The 17921-nt window shown below is 68.7% G+C and carries 16 protein-coding genes; 2 read left to right on the top strand and 14 right to left on the bottom strand.

Translation table 11 applies throughout. The annotated features are described in order from the left end of the window. The first annotated feature begins 1 nt into the window (after nucleotide 1). A complete protein-coding gene (gene chrA, locus ACAM58_RS02220) occupies nucleotides 2-1345 on the top strand; it encodes a chromate efflux transporter (protein ID WP_307593019.1) in 1344 nt (447 codons plus the stop codon). A gap of 13 nt (nucleotides 1346-1358) precedes the next feature. Here the strand turns inward: chrA and ACAM58_RS02225 are convergent, their stop codons facing one another. The 5 genes from ACAM58_RS02225 to ACAM58_RS02245 all read right to left on the bottom strand — a co-directional run bounded on the left by ACAM58_RS02225 (nucleotide 1359) and on the right by ACAM58_RS02245 (nucleotide 4759). Continuing rightward, the gene (locus ACAM58_RS02225) at nucleotides 1359-2870 is read right to left on the bottom strand and encodes a tripartite tricarboxylate transporter permease (protein WP_012745480.1); all 1512 of its coding nucleotides are present in this window, start codon (nucleotides 2868-2870) and stop codon (nucleotides 1359-1361) included. A gap of 12 nt (nucleotides 2871-2882) precedes the next feature. Next, a complete protein-coding gene (locus ACAM58_RS02230; RefSeq protein WP_012745481.1) occupies nucleotides 2883-3371 on the bottom strand; it encodes a tripartite tricarboxylate transporter TctB family protein in 489 nt (162 codons plus the stop codon). Nucleotides 3372-3553: 182 nt separating this feature from the next. Continuing rightward, a complete protein-coding gene (locus ACAM58_RS02235; protein WP_192323417.1) occupies nucleotides 3554-3964 on the bottom strand; it encodes an RNA-binding protein in 411 nt (136 codons plus the stop codon). Nucleotides 3965-4145: 181 nt separating this feature from the next. Beyond that, complete coding sequence (locus tag ACAM58_RS02240; protein WP_012745483.1) at nucleotides 4146-4379, bottom strand: DUF3820 family protein; 234 nt, start codon at nucleotides 4377-4379, stop codon at nucleotides 4146-4148. A 5-nt stretch (nucleotides 4380-4384) separates the two neighbouring features. Beyond that, nucleotides 4385-4759, bottom strand: a complete 375-nt coding sequence (locus tag ACAM58_RS02245; RefSeq protein WP_278878371.1) for a translation initiation factor Sui1 — start codon at nucleotides 4757-4759, stop codon at nucleotides 4385-4387. Nucleotides 4760-4823: 64 nt separating this feature from the next. On the opposite strand from ACAM58_RS02245, the gene ACAM58_RS02250 reads away from it, so the two are divergent. Next, the gene (locus ACAM58_RS02250; RefSeq protein WP_369664017.1) at nucleotides 4824-6098 is read left to right on the top strand and encodes a DEAD/DEAH box helicase; all 1275 of its coding nucleotides are present in this window, start codon (nucleotides 4824-4826) and stop codon (nucleotides 6096-6098) included. Between the two features lie 24 nt (nucleotides 6099-6122). On the opposite strand, the gene ACAM58_RS02255 is transcribed toward ACAM58_RS02250, so the two are convergent. From ACAM58_RS02255 to argE, 9 genes are all read right to left on the bottom strand, one after another. Continuing rightward, a complete protein-coding gene (locus tag ACAM58_RS02255) occupies nucleotides 6123-6875 on the bottom strand; it encodes a slipin family protein (RefSeq protein WP_369664018.1) in 753 nt (250 codons plus the stop codon). A gap of 90 nt (nucleotides 6876-6965) precedes the next feature. Beyond that, the gene (locus ACAM58_RS02260) at nucleotides 6966-8126 is read right to left on the bottom strand and encodes an acyl-CoA dehydrogenase family protein (RefSeq protein ID WP_012745487.1); all 1161 of its coding nucleotides are present in this window, start codon (nucleotides 8124-8126) and stop codon (nucleotides 6966-6968) included. Between the two features lie 14 nt (nucleotides 8127-8140). After that, the gene (locus ACAM58_RS02265; RefSeq protein WP_369664019.1) at nucleotides 8141-9055 is read right to left on the bottom strand and encodes an SDR family oxidoreductase; all 915 of its coding nucleotides are present in this window, start codon (nucleotides 9053-9055) and stop codon (nucleotides 8141-8143) included. Between the two features lie 43 nt (nucleotides 9056-9098). Continuing rightward, complete coding sequence (locus tag ACAM58_RS02270) at nucleotides 9099-11048, bottom strand: acetyl-CoA carboxylase biotin carboxylase subunit (protein WP_369664020.1); 1950 nt, start codon at nucleotides 11046-11048, stop codon at nucleotides 9099-9101. Then, entirely contained in the window at nucleotides 11045-12655 is a 1611-nt protein-coding gene (locus ACAM58_RS02275) for an acyl-CoA carboxylase subunit beta (RefSeq protein ID WP_012745490.1), read from the bottom strand. The genes ACAM58_RS02270 and ACAM58_RS02275 overlap by 4 nt, the downstream gene beginning before the upstream one ends. A gap of 72 nt (nucleotides 12656-12727) precedes the next feature. Then, on the bottom strand, nucleotides 12728-13498 hold the full coding sequence (locus ACAM58_RS02280; RefSeq protein WP_369664021.1) for an MHYT domain-containing protein: 771 nt from the start codon (nucleotides 13496-13498) through the stop codon (nucleotides 12728-12730). A 148-nt stretch (nucleotides 13499-13646) separates the two neighbouring features. Continuing rightward, entirely contained in the window at nucleotides 13647-15308 is a 1662-nt protein-coding gene (locus tag ACAM58_RS02285; protein ID WP_369664022.1) for a hypothetical protein, read from the bottom strand. Nucleotides 15309-15408: 100 nt separating this feature from the next. Continuing rightward, the gene (locus ACAM58_RS02290) at nucleotides 15409-16671 is read right to left on the bottom strand and encodes a DUF445 domain-containing protein (RefSeq protein ID WP_369664023.1); all 1263 of its coding nucleotides are present in this window, start codon (nucleotides 16669-16671) and stop codon (nucleotides 15409-15411) included. Beyond that, the gene (argE, locus tag ACAM58_RS02295) at nucleotides 16664-17830 is read right to left on the bottom strand and encodes an acetylornithine deacetylase (protein WP_012745494.1); all 1167 of its coding nucleotides are present in this window, start codon (nucleotides 17828-17830) and stop codon (nucleotides 16664-16666) included. The genes ACAM58_RS02290 and argE overlap by 8 nt, the downstream gene beginning before the upstream one ends. Nucleotides 17831-17921 lie beyond the last annotated feature (91 nt).

Genomic DNA, 17921 nt, shown 5'->3' on the forward strand with positions numbered 1-17921 from the left:
CATGCCGCCGCCAGAGCCTGTCGAACCTCCCGCACCCATCGGCTTCTGGCAGGCCTTCGCCTACTGGCTCAAGCTCGGCTTCATCAGCTTCGGCGGGCCGGCCGGGCAGATCGCGCTGATGCACCAGGAACTGGTCGAGCGCCGGCGCTGGATCTCGGAGAAGCGCTTCCTGCATGCGCTGAACTACTGCATGCTGCTGCCCGGCCCCGAGGCCCAGCAGCTGGCCACCTACATCGGCTGGCTCATGCACCGCACCTGGGGCGGCATTGCGGCGGGCGTGCTCTTCGTGCTGCCCTCGCTCTTCATCCTGGTTGGCCTGTCGTGGGCCTACATGGCCTACGGCCAGGTGCCGGCCGTGGCGGGCCTGCTCTACGGCGTGAAGCCCGCGGTGACGGCGATCGTGCTGTTCGCCGCCTGGCGCATCGGCTCGCGGGTGCTCAAGAACGCATGGCTCTGGGCGATTGCCGTGGCGGCCTTCGTGGCGATTTTCGCGCTGCGCCTGCCGTTCCCGCTGATCGTGCTGGCCGCCGGGGCCATCGGCTACTTCGGCAGCCGGTTTGCGCCGGCGTACTTTGCGGCGGGCGGCGGCCACGGCAGCGCCGCGTCATCGGCCGGGCCGGCGCTGATCGACGACCACACGCCGACGCCGCAGCACGCGCTTTTCGGCTGGGGCCGTTTCGCGCGCGTGCTGGCGGTGTTCTTCCTGCTGTGGCTCGGCGCCCTTGGTGCACTCACGGCGCTGTACGGCTGGCACGGCGCGCTCACGCAGATGGCCTGGTTCTTCACCAAGGCGGCGCTTCTGACCTTCGGCGGCGCCTACGCGGTGCTGCCCTATGTGTTCCAGGGCGCGGTCGACCATTACCAATGGCTCAGCGCCACGCAGATGATCGACGGACTGGCGCTCGGCGAAACCACGCCGGGTCCGCTGATCATGGTGGTGTCGTTCGTGGGCTTCGTGGGCGGCTGGGGGCAGGCCCTGTTCGGTCCAGAGGCGCCGTTCGCGGCGGGCGCTGCGGCGGCGGCGGTGGTGACCTTCTTCACCTTCCTGCCGTCGTTCCTGTTCATCCTGCTGGGCGGCCCGTTCATCGAATCGACCCACGGCAACCTGAAGTTCACCGCGCCGCTGACCGCCATCACCGCGGCCGTGGTCGGCGTGATCGTCAACCTGGCGGTCTTCTTCGCCTACCACGTGCTCTGGCCCGCAGGCCTGTCCGGACCCTTCGAGATCGCTTCCGCCGTGATCGGCGCCCTCGCGGCCCTCGCGCTCTTCCGCTTCAAGGCCGGTGTGATCCCGGTGGTGCTTGCTTCCGCACTGACCGGGATGGCCTGGCAACTACTGCACTAGGCTCGCCCCGGGGTCATTCCTCGACGAAGGCTTCTTCGCGCTTGGCCTTGATGGAAGGCAGCAGCACGATGCCCAGCAGCAGCGCCGCGGCCACCAGCAGGCCGGCCGACAGCGGCCGCGTGACGAACACGCTCCAGGCACCGCGCGACAGCAGCAGCGCGCGCCGCAGGTTCTCTTCCATCATCGGCCCGAGGATGAAGCCCAGCAACAGCGGGGCCGGTTCGGTGCGCAGCTTCAGGAACAGGTAGCCGATGAAGCCGAAGATCGCGACCATCCACACGTCGAAGGTGTTGTTGTTGGTCGAGTACACGCCAATCGCGCAGAACAGCACGATCGCCGGGAACAGGAACTTGTAGGGCACCGTCAGCAGCTTGATCCACATGCCGATCAGCGGCAGGTTCAGCACGATCAGCATCGCGTTGCCGATCCACATCGAGGCGATCAGGCCCCAGAACAGCTCGGGGTTGCTGGTCATCACCTGCGGGCCGGGCTGGATGTTGTGGATGGTCATCGCGCCCACCATCAGCGCCATCACCGCGTTGGGCGGAATGCCCAGCGTGAGCAGCGGGATGAAGGAGGTCTGCGCGCCGGCGTTGTTGGCCGACTCGGGCGAGGCCACGCCGCGGATGTTGCCCTTGCCGAAGGCGATCTCGCCGGGTCGCATCTTGATCTTCTTCTCAAGCGCATAGGCCGCAAAGGCCGCCAGCAGCGCGCCGCCGCCCGGCAGGATGCCGAGCGCCGAACCCAGTGCCGTGCCGCGCAGCACCGCGGGCGTCATGCGCTTGAAGTCTTCCTTGGTGGGCCACAGGCCCTTGACCTTGTGCGTGAACACCTCGCGCTCGTCGTCGGGCTGCGAGAGGTTGCCGATGATTTCGCCGTAGCCGAACACGCCCATGGCAATCACCACGAAGCCGATGCCGTCGGTGAGCTCAGGAATGTCGAAGCTGAAGCGCGCCACGCCCGAATTCACGTCGGTGCCCACGATGCCGAGCAAGAGGCCCAGCACGATCATCGCCACCGCCTTGAGCAGCGAGCCCGAGGCCAGCACCACCGCGCCGATCAGGCCCAGCGTCATCAGCGAGAAGTACTCGGCCGGGCCGAATTTGAAGGCCAGCTCGGTCAGCGGCGGCGCGAAGGCCGCGAGGATCAGCGTGCCGACGCAGCCCGCGAAGAACGAGCCCAGGCCCGCCGCGGCCAGCGCGGGGCCTGCGCGGCCCTGCCTTGCCATCTGGTAGCCGTCGATGCAGGTGACCACCGAGGACGACTCCCCGGGCAGGTTCACCAGGATGGCGGTGGTCGAGCCGCCGTACTGCGCGCCGTAGTAGATGCCGGCCAGCATGATCAGCGCCGACACGGGCGGCAGCGCGTAGGTGGCGGGCAGAAGCATCGCGATGGTCGCGACCGGGCCGATGCCCGGCAGCACGCCGATCAGGGTGCCCAGGATGCAGCCGAGCAGGCAATACAGCAGGTTGGTGAAGGTGAAGGCAACGCCGAAACCGATGGAAAGGTTGTGGATCAGGTCCATGGTGCGTGCTCCTCAGCCCGAAATGAAAGTGGGCCAGACCTGGATCTGGAGCTTGAGCGCCCAGATGAAGGCCACGTAGCTGCCGGCCGCCAGGATGGTGGACAGCACCAGCACGTCGCGCAGCTTGAAATGTTCACCGGCCATGCTCGAGATGATGGTGAGCGCGTAGATCGCGACGATCATTCCCATGGCGGGCAGGCCGATGCTCGGCAGGCCCCCCAGCAGCACGCCGAACGCGAGGTTGGCGCCGAGCACGAAGGCCAGCGGCTTCCAGGCCCACTTGCCGATCTTGTCGCCGTCGGCGGTTTCGACCACCAGCGCCTGGAACATGATGAATGCGCCCAGGATGGCCAGCAGGATGCCCAGCATGAGCGGGAAGTAACCGGGCCCCATGCGGGCACCGTCGCCGATGTTGTAGGTGGTGGCGCCGATGCCGAAGGCGCCCCCCACGGCTGTGAACATGACTCCTGAAAAGAAGTCAGCCTGACTCTTGATGCGCATTGTCTCGACCCTCTTGATTGGAGGGGTGAGGGTCGTCGCCCGCGGCTGACCGCTGGCTGACCTGCGCGGTAGGGACTAATGCGTACGAGGGTTCTCCCGCTCTGGAAAGAGGAGCGGTGCGGAAACGAAAAAAGCTCCCGAAGGAGCTTTTTTTACTTGAGAGCGAAGTCTCGGGGGAGGGCTTAGTAGCCGCCGCGACCACCGCCGCCGCCGCCGTAGCCGCCGCCACCACCGCTGCGGCCACCGCCGCCACCACCGTAGCCGCCGCCGCCACCACCACCGCCGTAACCACCACCGCCGCCGCCGCCGTAGCCGCCGCCACCACCGGTACGGGGGGGACGAGCTTCCATCGGACGTGCTTCGTTCACGGTCAGGGCGCGGCCCTGGAGCGAATGGCCGTTCATGGCTTCGACGGCAGCCAGCGCTTCAGCGTCGGTGCCCATTTCCACGAAACCGAAGCCCTTGGAGCGGCCGGTGTCGCGTTCCATCATGACCTTGGCGCTGACGATCGAGCCGAACTCGCCGAAAGCCTGTTCCAGGTCGTTGTCACGCACAGAGTAGGCGAGGTTGCCTACGTAGAGTTTCTTGCCCATTGAGGGACTCCTAATTCAAACCAACAAGACAAAGCGATGGAGTCCCAGAATCACAACAAACAAATGCGCTGTGGCGCGAAACTGACCGATCACCGAATTACGTGCACGGGAGACAAGCTCACAGACACGTAGGCCGGATTATCAAGCCGTTCCGGAAAAAGCGTATCAAAATCCGCGCTTATTACGAAACATCACGTCCTGAGGGGCGGTTTCGCAACGGTTGCAGCAGACCGGAGAGGCCGTTGTGGTCTATTTCATGCATCAAATGAAGCAGCCGGCCAATTTCGCCCGAGGGAAAACCCTCGCGTGCGAACCAATTTAGATAATTTCCGGGCAAATCGGCAATCAGCGTGCCCTTGTGCTTGCCAAAGGGCATTTCGAGCGTGACGAGGCGCTGCAGGTCTTCGGGTTTCATTGAATTCAGCCTCCTGCGCGCTTGACGGTGTGGCCCTGCTTCGAGAGCGCGGCGATCACCAGCTCGCGGTGGTCGCCCTGGATTTCGATCAGGCCGTCCTTCACCGTGCCGCCCGAGCCGCAGGCCGTCTTGAGCTGCTTGCCCAGCGCCGCGAGCGCCGCCGCATCGAGCGCCAGGCCCTTGACCACGGTCACGCCCTTGCCCTTGCGGCCCTTGGTCTCGTGCGATACACGCACAATGCCGTCGGTAGCCGGCGCGCGCGCCTTGATCTGCTTGCAGCGGCACTGCGCCATCGGCGCGCCGCAATCGGGGCACATGCGGCCGCCCGCCTCGGTGGAGTACACCAGGGCGCTGGCCGGATTGCTTTTCATCGTTGCCATTCGATCGATCTCTTCGTCTTCTTCACTTCTTCACTGTCCCCGGTTCATCCCTCTGTCTGCTCACATGCCATTCGACTCACTGGGCCTGGCCCCCGCGCTCGTGCAGGCTGCCGCCGAAAGCGGCTATGCCGCGCCGACCGCCATCCAGGCTGCGGCCATTCCCGCCATTCTGCAAGGCCGCGACGTGCGGGGCTCGGCGCAGACCGGTTCCGGCAAGACCGCCGCATTTTCCCTCCCGCTGCTGCAGCGCCTGGCTGCCGAACCGGCACAGGCGCCGCGGCGCATGCGCGCGCTGGTGCTCGTGCCCACGCGCGAACTCGCGGCCCAGGTCGGCGAGACCCTGCGCAGCCTCGCGCAGCACCTGCCCGAGCGGCTCAAGATCGCGATCGCCTTCGGCGGCGTGTCGATCAACCCGCAGATGATGAGCCTGCGCGGCGGCGCCGACATCATGGTGGCCACGCCGGGCCGACTGCTCGACCTGGTGGAGCACAACGCGCTGAAGCTCGGCGCCGTGTCCATGCTGGTGCTCGACGAGGCCGACCGCCTGTTCGACCTCGGCTTTGCCGAGGAGCTGGGCCGCATCCTCGCGCTGCTGCCCGCGCGGCGCCAGAACCTGCTGTTCTCGGCCACCTTCCCGCCCGCCATCCAGGCGCTGGCCGACGGCACGCTGCAAAACCCCGCGGTGATCGACGTGCAGGGCGAGCCCGGCACCGAGCCCGCCATCGTGCAGCGCGTGATCGAGGTCGATGCGAACCGCCGAACGCAGCTGCTGCGCCACCTGCTGAAGGAAAACGAGTGGGATCGCGTGCTGGTCTTCGTCGCCACCCAGCATGCGGCGCAGACCGTGGCCGAGAAGCTCTACAAGAACGGCGTCTATGCGGTGCCCTTCCACGGCGACATCGCGCAGGGCACGCGCACCGACATCCTTGCGCAGTTCAAGGAGAGCCGCTGGGACGTGGTGATTGCGACCGACCTGGCCGCGCGCGGCATCGACATTGCGCAGCTGCCGGTGGTCATCAACTACGACCTGCCGCGCTCGCCCACCGACTACATCCACCGCATCGGCCGCACGGGCCGCGCCGGCGAAAGCGGCCTGGCGATCAGCTTCGTGAGCGCGGCCACCGAGGCGCACTTCCGCCTGATCGAGAAGCGCCAGGGCCTCAGCCTGCCGCGCGAGCGCATCGAAGGCTTCGAGCCCACCGAGGCGCCCGTGCCGATGGCCGATGCCTCGGGCACCGGCGGCATCAAGGGCAAGCGGCCGAGCAAGAAGGACAAGCTGCGCGCGGCGAATGCGCTGGCTGCCGCGCAGCACGATGCGGGTGAAAAGAAGAACGGCTGACTCGCGCCGCTCATCGGCTGCGCGCTACGCGGGCTTGTGCAGGAAGCTCGCGAGCAGCTCCACCGGCAGCGGAAAGACGATGGTGGTGTTCTTGTCCGCACCGATCACCGTCAGCGTTTCCAGGTAGCGCAGCTGGATCGCCTGCGGCTCCTGCGCCAGCACGCGCGCGGCCTGGAACAGCTTCTCGGAGGCCTGAAGCTCGCCTTCGGCATGGATCACCTTGGCACGCCGCTCGCGTTCCGCCTCGGCCTGCCGCGCGATGGCGCGGACCATCGATTCGGTGAGGTCGATCTGCTTGATCTCCACGTTGGAGACCTTGATGCCCCACGAAGCCGTCTGCACGTCGAGCGACTCGCGCACATCCAGGTTGAGCTTTTCCCGCTCCGCCAGCATGTCGTCCAGCTGGTGCTTGCCGAGCACCGAGCGCAGCGTGGTCTGCGCCAGCTGGCTGGTCGCGTTGAAGAAATCCCTGACTTCGATGATGGCCTTTTCGGCATCGACGATGCGGAAGTAGACGACCGCGCTGACCTTCACCGACACGTTGTCGCGCGAGATCACGTCCTGGGTCGGAACCTCGAGCACCACGGTGCGCAGGTCGACCCGCACGACCTGCTGGATGGCGGGAACCACGATCACCAGCCCGGGCCCCGCGACCCTGGAGAAGCGGCCCAGGGTGAAAACGACGCCGCGCTCGTATTCGCGAAAGATCCAGATGGCCGAAAAAAGCAGCACCACCAGCAAGACAAGCAAGACGGTGCCGATGCCGAAAGTGAACATGGCGGTCTCCCGCGACCCAGCGACAGCGCTGGACTGTTGGACCGCCGGTGCGCGCGGGCGTTCCGGCCGAGGCCGGAAAAGATCGCAGCCTCAGCCGCGCGGCGGCCGCTTGGCGATGCCCATCGTCTTGGCGAGGATGCCCAGCATCACTTCGTCGGCGCCGCCGCCGATGGAGCCGAGCCGCCCGTCGCGGTACAGCCGCGAGACGCGGTTCTCCAGCGTGAAGCCCATGCCGCCCCAGAACTGCAGGCAGGTGTCGGCCACCTGGCGCGTGAGCCGGCCGGTCTTGAGCTTGGCCATCGAGGCCAGCTCGAGCACGTCCTGGCCCTGCACGTGCAGGTCGCAGGCGCGGTAGGCAAGGGCGCGCAGCGCTTCCACCTCGGTCTTGAGTTCGGCCAGCTTGAACTGAACCCACTGCTGGTCGGCCAGCGTGGCGCCGAACATCTGGCGCTGCTGCGCCCATTCGATGGTCTGAGCGATGCAGTCTTCCATCGGTTCGAGCGAGCTCGCGGCGGCCCACAGGCGCTCTTCCTGGAACTGCTGCATCTGGTAGACGAAGCCCTGGCCCTCCTCGCCGATGCGATAGCGCTGCGGCACGCGCACGTTGTCGAAGTGGATGAGGCCCGTGTCGCTCGAATGCATGCCGATCTTGCGGATCTTCTTCGCCTTCTCGATGCCGGGGCTGTCCATCGGCACCATCACCAGCGACTTGTTGCGGTGCACCGGGCCATCGCTGGTGTTGACCAGCATGCACATCCAGTCGGCCTGCAGGCTGTTGGTGATCCACATCTTCTGGCCGCTGATGAGGTAGTCGGCGCCGTCCTTGCGTGCGTGGCTCTTGAGGCCCGCCACGTCGCTGCCCGCGCCGGGCTCGCTCACGCCGATGCAGCCGACCGTCTCGCCCGCGATGGCGGGCGCGAGGAACTCGCGGCGCAGTTCGTCGCTGCCGAAGCGCGCGAGCGCGGGCGTGCACATGTCGGTCTGCACGCCAATGGCCATCGGCACGCCGCCGCAGCTCACATGGCCGAGCGCCTCGGCCATGGCCATCGCATACGAATAGTCGAGCCCGGCGCCGCCGAAGGCCTCGGGCTTGTTGAGGCCCAGCATGCCCAGCTTGCCGAGCTTCCTGAAGACCTCGTGCGCGGGAAAGATCTCGGCCTCTTCCCATTCATCGACATGCGGATTGATCTCGCTGTCGATGAAGCGGCGCAGCGTCTTCTGGATCTCGAGGTGCTCGTGGGTGTACTGCATGCGGTTGTCTCCAATCAGTCGTTTGCTTCGCCGCCGACCCGGAACACGCGCGGCGCCTCGGCCAGGTGAAAGCCGCCGAAGGGCCGCACGGCGGCGCGCTGCCGCACCTGCGCATCGGGCAGCGCCATCGGCCAGCCCATGCGCACCTGCGGCCGCGCGCCGTCCACGCGCAGCACGCTGCCGCTGATGAAACTCGCCGCCGGGCTCAGCAGGAAGGCGATGGCGGCGGAGGTCTCGGCCTCGTTGCCGAAGCGGCCCGCGGGCACGGTGTCGCGCATGGCGCGCAGCATCTCGCCGGCCTCGGGCGGGTAGTGGTCCATGCCGCTCGACGCGATGTAGCCCGGTGCCACGGCGTTCACGCGCACGCCATTCGCGGCCCATTCGAGCGCGGCGGTCTCGGTGAAGCTCACCATGCCCGCGCGCGCCGCGCCGCTATGGCCCATGTGAGGCATCGAGCCCCACATGTCGGCCACGATGTTGACGATGGCGCCGCCATGCGCCTGCATGCTCTGCACGAAGCACTCGCGCGCCACCAGGAAGCCGCCCGTGAGGTTGGTGTGGATCACCGCCTCCCAGCCCTTGGCCGAGATGGCCGCGAGCGGCGTGAGGTACTGGCCGCCCGCGTTGTTGACGAGGCCGTCGATGCGGCCGTGCGCTGCAACGATGTCGGCGACGGCGGCGCGCACCGCTTCTTCCTGCCGGATGTCGAAGGCCTGGATGCTGGCCTTGCCGCCCGCATCGGCGATCTCGGCCTGCACCTGCTGCAGCTTGTCGGCGTTGCGGCCGGCCAGCACCACCTGCGCGCCCAGCGATGCAAGCTCGTGCGCCGTGCAGCGGCCGATGCCCGAGCCGCCGCCCGTGACGAGGATCACTTGCCCGGCAAACAGGCCGGGCGAGAACACGGAGCGATAGCGCGAAGAGTCGTTCATGCGTGAGGCTTCCGCAAAGGCTGGCGAGCTGCAGTGTGCGCCGTCATGCGTCGGCGATCTCGGCCACCACATGGCGCGCGGCCACCTGCGCGCCCACCGCCACATGCAATGCGGCGACGCGGCCCGCGCGCGGCGCGCAGTGCACATGTTCCATCTTCATCGCCTCGAGCGTGGCAATCGGCTGGCCGGCAGCGACGGCCTCGCCTTCGGCCACCAGCAGCGCGATGACGCGGCCGTTCATCGAGGCGCGCAGCAGGCCGTCGCCGCCCGCGGCCTCGGCGCGCGGCACGGCGGCATGCGTGAGGTCCTGCAGGCCGAAGGCCTGGCCGTGGAAGTGGAGCCACAGGCGCGTCGCGGATTCGCGCACCGCCAAGGCCCGCTCCGAGACGCCATCGCAGGAGAAGCGCAAGGCGCCGTCGCCGGTCAGCGAAAGCAGCTCGATCGGTATCGGCGCGGCCGCATCGAGCGAGACATCGAAGCAGCCCGCGCCCCGCGGCGTCACGCGCGCGGCGTGCACCTGGCCGTCGAGCGAGAAGCGCAGCGCGTTGGGCAGCGTGTGCGCGAGCGGCGAGGGCCATCCGCGTTCGCCCAGCTGGAGCAGCAGCGCCGCGAGCCATGCGGTGCGGCGCGCCATGGCGGGGTCGATTGCCAGCAAGGCCCCGGCGTGTTCGGCAATGAACGCCGTCGTCGCCGAACCGCCGGCAAACACCGGATGCGTCAGCGCGCACTGAAGGAAGCGCTGGTTGGTCGCCAGGCCCAGGGCCACCGTGTCCTGCAGCCCCGCGACCAGCCGGCGCCTGGCTTCCTCGCGCGTGCGGCCGTAGGCCACGAGCTTGGCGATCATCGAATCGTAGAAGGGCGGCACCGCGGCGCCGTCCCGCAGCGCATGCTCGATGCGCAATGCCGGCGAAGGCCGCCATGCGGCGAGCGTGCCGCTTTGCGGCATGAAGCCCTGCCGCGGATCTTCGGCACACAGCCGCACCTCGATCGCATGGCCGCTCAGGCGCACGTCCTGCTGTGCAAGCGGCAGCACCTCGCCCGCCGCCACGCGCAGCTGCAGCTCGACCAGGTCGAGCCCTGTCACGGCCTCGGTCACCGGATGCTCCACCTGCAGCCGCGTGTTCATTTCCATGAACCAGTACTGCCCGTCGGCATCGAGCAGGAATTCGAGCGTGCCCGCGCCCTCGTAGCCGATGGCCCTTGCCGCCGCCACGGCCGTGGCGCCCATGCGTTCGCGCAAGGCCTCGGAGACGGCGGGCGAGGGCGATTCCTCGATCAGCTTCTGGTGCCGGCGCTGCACCGAGCAGTCGCGCTCGCCAAGATGGATGGCGTTGCCATGCCGGTCGGCGAACACCTGGATCTCGATGTGGCGCGGCGCGGCGATGGCGCGCTCCAGGATCACCGCCCTGTCGCCGAAGGCATGGAGCGCCTCGGACTGCGCACTCTGCAGCAGCTCGGCAAAGGCCTCGGCCGATGGCGCGAGCCGCATGCCGCGCCCGCCGCCGCCGGCCGTGGCCTTGATCATCACGGGCCAGCCGATGCGCGCGGCTTCGGCGGCGAGCGTGGCCGCACTCTGGTCTTCGCCCTGGTAGCCGGGAATGCAGGGCACGCCGGCGGCCTGCATCAGCCGCTTCGCGGCGGCCTTGTCGCCCATGGCGCGGATGGCCTCGGGCGAGGGGCCGATGAAGACGAGGCCCGCATCGCGGCAGGCCTGTGCGAAGTCTGCGTTCTCGGCGAGGAAGCCGTAGCCCGGATGGACCGCTTGCGCGCCGCTCGAACGCGCGGCTTCGACGATGGCCGCGATGTCCAGGTAGCTCTGCGCGGGCAGCGGCCCGCCGATCCACACGGACTGGTCGGCCTGCCGCACGTGCTCCGCATCGGCATCGGCGCTCGAATACACGGCGACCGTGCGGCAGCCCATGGCGCGCGCCGTGCGCATCACGCGCACTGCAATTTCGCCGCGGTTGGCGATGAGGATCTTGTGGAAGCTCATGGCCGCGCCACCGAGAACTGCATGGCCTGCGGCACGCGCGCATCGCCGTCGCGGCACACCGACAGCACTTCGGCCAGCACCGCGCGCGTGTCGCGCGGGTCGATCACGCCGTCGTCGAGCAGCAGCGCGCTGGTGGTGAAGACGCTGGTCTGCCGATCGAAGCGCTCGATGATCTGCCGCTGCATGGCGTCGATCTTCGCGCGGTCGACGGAGCCTTTTCGCGCCATGCCCGCCTCCATCACCATGGCCATGGTCTGCGCCGCCTGCTCGCCGCCCATCACCGCGGTGCGCGCGTTGGGCCATGAGAAGCAGAAGCGCGGCGCGAAGCCGCGGCCGCACATGCCGTAGTTGCCCGCGCCGTAGGAAGCGCCGCAGTGCAGCGTGACCTGCGGCACGGTGGCGCTGGTCACGGCCTGGATCATCTTGGCGCCGTGCTTGATGATGCCGGCCTCCTCGTGCGCGCGGCCCACCATGTAGCCCGTGATGTTCTGCAAATACACGATGGGCGTGCGCGACTGGCAGCAGGCCTGGATGAAGTGCGTGGCCTTGGTGGCGCCGTCGGAGTCGATCGGGCCATTGTTGGTGACGATGCCCACCGCATGGCCTTCGAGCCGCATGTGGCCGCACAGCGTGGCGCTGCCGTAGTGCGCGCTGAATTCGAGGAACTCGGAGCCGTCGGCAAGGCGCGCGATCACCTCGCGCATGTCCACCGGCCGCCGGCCGTCGCTGGGCATGATGCCCAGCAGTTCCTCGGCCGCGTAGAGCGGCGGCGCGAACTTGCGCGCTTGCTCGTCGCGCGCCCAGTCGATGCCGCCGAGGATCGCGCGCGCGATGCGGATGGCGTCGCGGTCGTCCTCGGCCAGGTAGTCGCCCAGGCCCGAAATGTGGGTGTGCATCACGGCGCCGCCCAGTTCTTCTTCGGTGGCGATTTCGCCGGTGGCGGCCTTCAGCAGCGGCGGGCCGGCCAGGAAGGCACGCGTGCGGTCGCGCACCATCACGATGTAGTCCGAAAGGCCCGTCTGGTAGGCGCCCCCCGCGGTCGAGGAGCCGTGCGTCACCGTCACCACCGGCAGGCCCGCGGCGGAGAGCCGCGCCAGGTTGCGGAAGATGCCGCCGCCGCGCACGAAGTCCTGCACGCGGTACTGCATGAGATTGGCGCCCGCGCTTTCCACCAGCTGCACGTAGGGCAGCTTGTTCTCCAGCGCGATCTCCTGCACGCGCAGCTGCTTGTCGAGGCCCATGGGCTGCAGCGCGCCGGCGTCGATGCCCGAGTCGGAGGCGCTGACCATGCAGCGCACGCCCGCGACCCGGCCGATGCCCGCGATCACGCCGCCGCCCGGCACGCTTTGCGCGAGGTCTTCGTTGTCGTGCCCCAGCCCCGCGAGCGAGGCCAGTGGCAGGAAGGGCGCGCCGGTGTCCAGCAGCAGCGCGAGCCGCTCGCGCGGCAGCAGCTGGCCGCGCCTGGCAAAGCGCTCGGCCGAGGCGTTCGATGCCCCGGCCGCGCGGGCCTCGTGCGCGCGCACCTGCCCGAGCAGCGCCAGCATACCGGCGCGGTGGGCCTGGAAGGATTCGCTGGCCGCGTTCAGCCGGGATTCGATGGCGGGCATGGAAGAGTCAGTGCAGATCGCTTTCGCTCTGCACCGACTCTAGGGCGCCGATGCACGCCCGGCTTGCGCCAATTAGCTGGTGCGGGCGCGCTGTGCGGCGGGCGCGTCCAGGCTGGCGCCCGTGATCACCCAGTAGATGAAGATCAGCACCGCGCCGGCCGTGCCGAACACCGACAGGCCCATGTAGTTGCCGCCGATGGCCAGCGCGTCGGTGGGCGCGGCCGCGATGCAGATCATGCTGGCCGCGCTCATGCCCACGTAGTGCATGGTGCAGACGGCCACGCCCATCACGGCGGCTGCCGCAATCTGGTGGCTCAGCCGGCGCAGGTTGAAGGCCAGCCACAGGGCCGCGCCGGCGGCGGTGATGGCAATGGCCACCGACAGCGCCACGACGGTGGGGTCGAAGTCCATCGAGGCGCGCATGTTCATTGCGAACATGCCCATGTAGTGCATCACGCACACGCCCAGCCCCGCGAGCAGGCTTCCGGCCAGCCAGCCGGCCCGGCTGAACTTGCGCCGCCCGCCCGCCATGTACAGCGCAATGCCCGAGATCAGGATGGCCGCGACCAGCGAGACGACCGTGAGCGGCACGTTGTACGAAATGCCCACCGGCAGGCGGTACGCCAGCATGCCGATGAAGTGCATCGACCAGATGCCGATGCCGCCCAGCGCCACCGCGGCGCAGGCGACCACCGCGAGGTTGGGTTTGCCGTCGGCGCCGACCATGCGCCCCGCGCAGATCAGCGCCACCAGCGAGCCCGCGAACGAGATGAGGAACGAGAGCGCCACCAGCCCCAGCGAATACTCGGGCGACAGCAATTGGCCAACGACGAGGGGAGTCATGTCTTTTCTTCTCCTGGTAAGGAACGGCTCGCCGCCGCCGGCCACCTGGCCGGCCGAAGATGTAACGAGACGTCCGCTCAGGAGTCTGTAATAGTTGTTTTTAAAAGTAAACCCAATTTCATGGGATTTACTCCCATTTTTATGGGGCTCAATTTTTCGGGCGAATCCGGTAGATCGCGTTGTTCCGGTCGGCCGCCATGTAGATGCTCCCGTCGCTGCCGACCGCGACGCCCGTGACCACGTAGGGCGGCGGCAGGCCCGGTCCCGCGGCCAGCCCGATCGGCAGGTTTTCTGCCACGGTGCGGCGCGAGCCGTTGGCCGGGTCGATCTCCACCAGCCGGCGCGCGGCGCTTTCGGCCACGATGAAGCTGCCCCAGGGCGTCTCGGCCACGCCCTCGGGCAGCGCCAGGCCTTCGGCAATCGCGCGCAGCGGGGCGCTGGCGTCGAGCGGAATGCGGGTCAGCTTGCCTGCGGCTTCGGTGACGTAGAGCGCGCCGTCGCGGCCGACGATCATCTGCACCGGGCCGCCCAGCCCGCTGGCGAGCACTTGCTTCTCTGCAAAATGAGGGCCGCTCGCGCGGGTGATGCTGCCGGTGGCAATCTCGGCATAGATCACACTGCCGTCGGCCATGGGAATGGCATCGAACGGCGCCTTCAGGCCGTGGATGATTTCGACGGTTCGCAGCGTCTGGCGGTCCACCAGCTGCACGGTGCCCGTGAACCACGAGGTCAGCGCGAAGCGCGTGCCCGACAGGCCGACGGCGAACGGATAGTCGAGCTCCGGATCGCGCTGCATGCGGAACACGTCGCGCACTTCGCCCGTGCGCACGTCCACCTGCCGGAAGCCGAACACATCGGCCACCCAGAGCGTGCGGCCTTCGATCTTGAGCCCCGCGGGCGTCGCGAGCTTGCCGCTGGTGAGCGTGCGCAGCACGCCGGTGGCGGGGTCGAAGGACTGCACTTCGTTGTTGGCCATGTTCGTCACGTAGATCGTGCCGTCGGGGGCGATGGCCAGGTTGTCGAGCGACGGGCGCAGCTGCTTCGCGACGGTCTTGCGGCCCGTGGCAAGGTCCACCTTGACCAGCTCGCCGCTGCGCGCATCGACCACCCAGAGGTTGCCCTTGCCGTCGAGGTTGGCGGCCGCGGGAATCTTGAAGCCGCCGGCAATCACGGTCATGGCGCCGTCGGCCGGATCGATCTTCACCACCTGGCCCTTGAACCACAGCGGTCCGTAGAGCCTGCCGTCGGGGCCGACCTCGAAGCCATTGAAGCCGCCCATGTCCTTCTTGATGAGCCGCGGCGGCTTCTGGCCCGTGCGGTCGATTTCCCAGAGCGCGTCGCCCAGGAACACCTGCGAGGCGTAGAGCTTGCCGCTGCTGCGGTCGAAGTCCAGCGAGTTGAGGCCGGGCAGGTCCTTGGCGAGCACGCGCATCGGCGCGCCGTCGCTTTCGCGGTAGCGCAGCATGCCCATGAGGTAGTTGGTCCATGCCAGCTCGCCCCGGGGGCCGACCGCGATGTCGTCGGCCTGGCCCTCGGGCGCATCGATCAGGACCTTGGCCGCGCCGGTGCTGCGGTCGACCTCCCACAGCGTGTTGCCGAGCACCGAGCCCGCGAGCAGGCGGCCCTTCTGGTCGATGGCCAGGCCGTGCACGCCCGCGAACGAGGACGGCGCGACCAGCACTTCGGGCTCGGACCACGCGGCGGGGCGGGTGGGCGGTGGCGACGGCGGCGGCGCAATGCCGGCGCAGGCGGCCAGCAGGGCGAGGATGGCGATGAGTGCGGCGGCGCGGATGAACGGGCGGCAGGGCATGTCTTCTCTCCTTCTTTTGGATGCGCGCGAGCAGTCTAGAAGGAAGGAGGGGCGGCGGGCCAGTCGCTCCCGCGACAGGCGGCCTTTCGTCCGCCTCGGCTCAACCGCGCAGAAGCTGCGTCGCCGTGTGGATCGAGAGCCCCACCAGCCCGCCCACCAGCGTGCCGTTGATGCGGATGAACTGCAGGTCGCGCCCGATGTGGCGCTCCAGCTCGCTGGTCATCTCGCTGGCGTTCCAGTCGGCGACGCGCTCCTCGATGTAGCGGCGGATGTCCTCGCGGTAGCGCTCGATGGCCAGCGGCGCGGCCGCCTCGATCTGCTCGTTGATCCAGCGGCGGATCGCGTCGTCGGCCTGCAGCCGCGTGCCGAGCGCGCCGGCCATCGCTGCGATGCGCTGGCGGATGGTGGAGTCGCCCCGGCCCAGGTCGTCGTGCAGCCAGGCCAGCAGCTCGCCCCAGATGCCGTGCAGGTAGTCGCCGAGCGCGGGATGCGCCATCAGCTCGGCGCGGATCTGCTCGCCGCGCTGCTGGAACTCGGGGTCGAGCTTGAGCCGCACCACGAAGTCGTCCACGAAGTGGTCGAAGCGCCGGCGCATCGGATGCTCGGGCTCGGCCGCGAGTTCGGCGATGGTGCGCGCCACGGCCGCCACGATCTTGCGCGTGGCGAGCTTGGCCGCCACCTGGTCCAGGCCCACGTAGCGCAGCGTCTTGATCTCGCGCGCAATGGCTTCGGTGATGTGCGCCTGCACCTCCTCGCCTTCGAGCAGGCCAGCCACCTGCTGCAGCACGTCGTCCAGCAGCGCCTGGTGGCGCCCGCCCGCCGTGAGCGCGTCCAGCGCCTGGCCCATCAGCCGCGAGAGGTCGATCTTCTGGAGGCCGGCCGCGGCGGCACGGCCCATGAAGGCGCGCACGCGCTCGTCGTCGAAGGCCGCAAGCCCGTAGCGGGCGGCCGCCACGCCCCATTCGCCGAGCTTCTGGCCGCTCGCGGGCCGCGCCAGCCAGTCGGCGATGCGACCGGCCGCGTCGAACTCGCGCAGCTTGGCGAGCACCTGCCCGGTGCCGAGGAAGTTGTTGCAGATGAAGCCGGCCAGCTTGGCGCCGATGCGGTCCTTGTTGCTCGGGATGATCGCGGTGTGCGGGATCGGCAGGCCCAGCGGATGCCGGAACAGCGCCACCACCGCGAACCAGTCGGCAATGGCGCCGACCATCGCGGCCTCGGCAAAGGCCGCCGCGTAGCCCCAGGCCGGATGCTCGCCGTCCAGCGCACTGGCCAGCGCATAGAGCAGCGCCGCCGCGCACAGCAGGCCGAGCGCGACGCGTTTCATGCGCTGCAGCGCGCCGCTGCCGTGGCTGTCTTCAGCCAATGGTCGGCGTGGCAGCAAGGCGCTGCATGAACAGTTCGCAGCGCGCCAGCTGCTCCAGGCTCACGAACTCGTCGGGCTGGTGCGCCTGCTCGATGCTGCCCGGGCCGCACACCACGGTGGGGATGCCGGCGTTCTTGAACAGGCCCGCCTCGGTGCCGAAAGCCACCAGCGTGGTGCGGTCCTCGCCCGCGAGGCGCTGCGCGAGCAGCGTGACCGGATCCGTAGCCGCGCCCAGGAAGCTCGGGATCTCGCAGATGGTCTCGAAGCGGAAGCCCGCATCGGGCGCCACCTTCTTCATCGAGGCCTCGAGGCTGCCGGCATAGGAGACGACCTCGTCCTGCATCTTTTTTGCGTCGGCGGTCGGCAGGTCGCGGAATTCGTAGCGGAACTCGGCGTCGCGCGGCACCACGTTGTCGGCGATGCCGCCGTGGAACTGGCCCACGCTCGCGGTGCTGAAGGGCACGTCGAAGCCCTCGTAGCGCGGCTCGCTGCGCTCGAAGCCTTCGGCCATGTCGCGCACCTTGCCGACCACGCGCGCGGCCATCTCGATGGCGTTGACGGACTTGGGCGTGAGCGACGAATGCGCCTCCTTGCCGCGCACGCAGCAGCGGTAGCGGTACACGCCCTTGTGCGCGATGGCCGGCACCATGCTGGTGGGCTCGCCCACGATGCAGGCGAGCGGCTTGATGCCGGCGTCGCGCATGTCGGCGATGAGTTCCTTCACGCCGAAGCAGCCGATCTCTTCCTCGTAGCTGAAGGCAAAGTGCACCGCGAAGGGCGAGTCGCTTTCGAGGAAGCGCCGGGCATTGGACAGCGCGATGGCGATGAAGCTCTTCATGTCGGCCGAGCCGCGGCCGTAGAGGCGTTCGTTCTGCACCGCGGCGGAGAGCGGGTCGACGCTCCAGTCCTGCCCGTCCCACGGCACCGTGTCGGTGTGGCCCGAGATGATCACGCCGGCCGGCTTGCCCTCGCCGAGGGTGGCGAACAGGTTGGCCTTGGTGCGCTCGGCGTTGTAGGTGATGCGGCTCTTCACGCCCAGCGCGGCCAGGTGGCTTTGCGCGAGGTCGATCAGCTGCAGGTTGCTGTTTTCGCTGACGGTGTTCATGCGCACCAGCGTCTGGGCCAGCGCGAGGCTCTGGGGGGAAAGCGTAGGGGACATGCAACACATTGTCCAAGAAGTCGGCGCCGCGCGCCCGCGGGCGCCCCGGCTGTCATGCGCTGCGGGTACGCTGCGCCTCTTTTGGATGGAG

This window comes from Variovorax sp. V116, assembly GCF_041154435.1.
Lineage (GTDB): Bacteria > Pseudomonadota > Gammaproteobacteria > Burkholderiales > Burkholderiaceae_C > Variovorax > Variovorax paradoxus.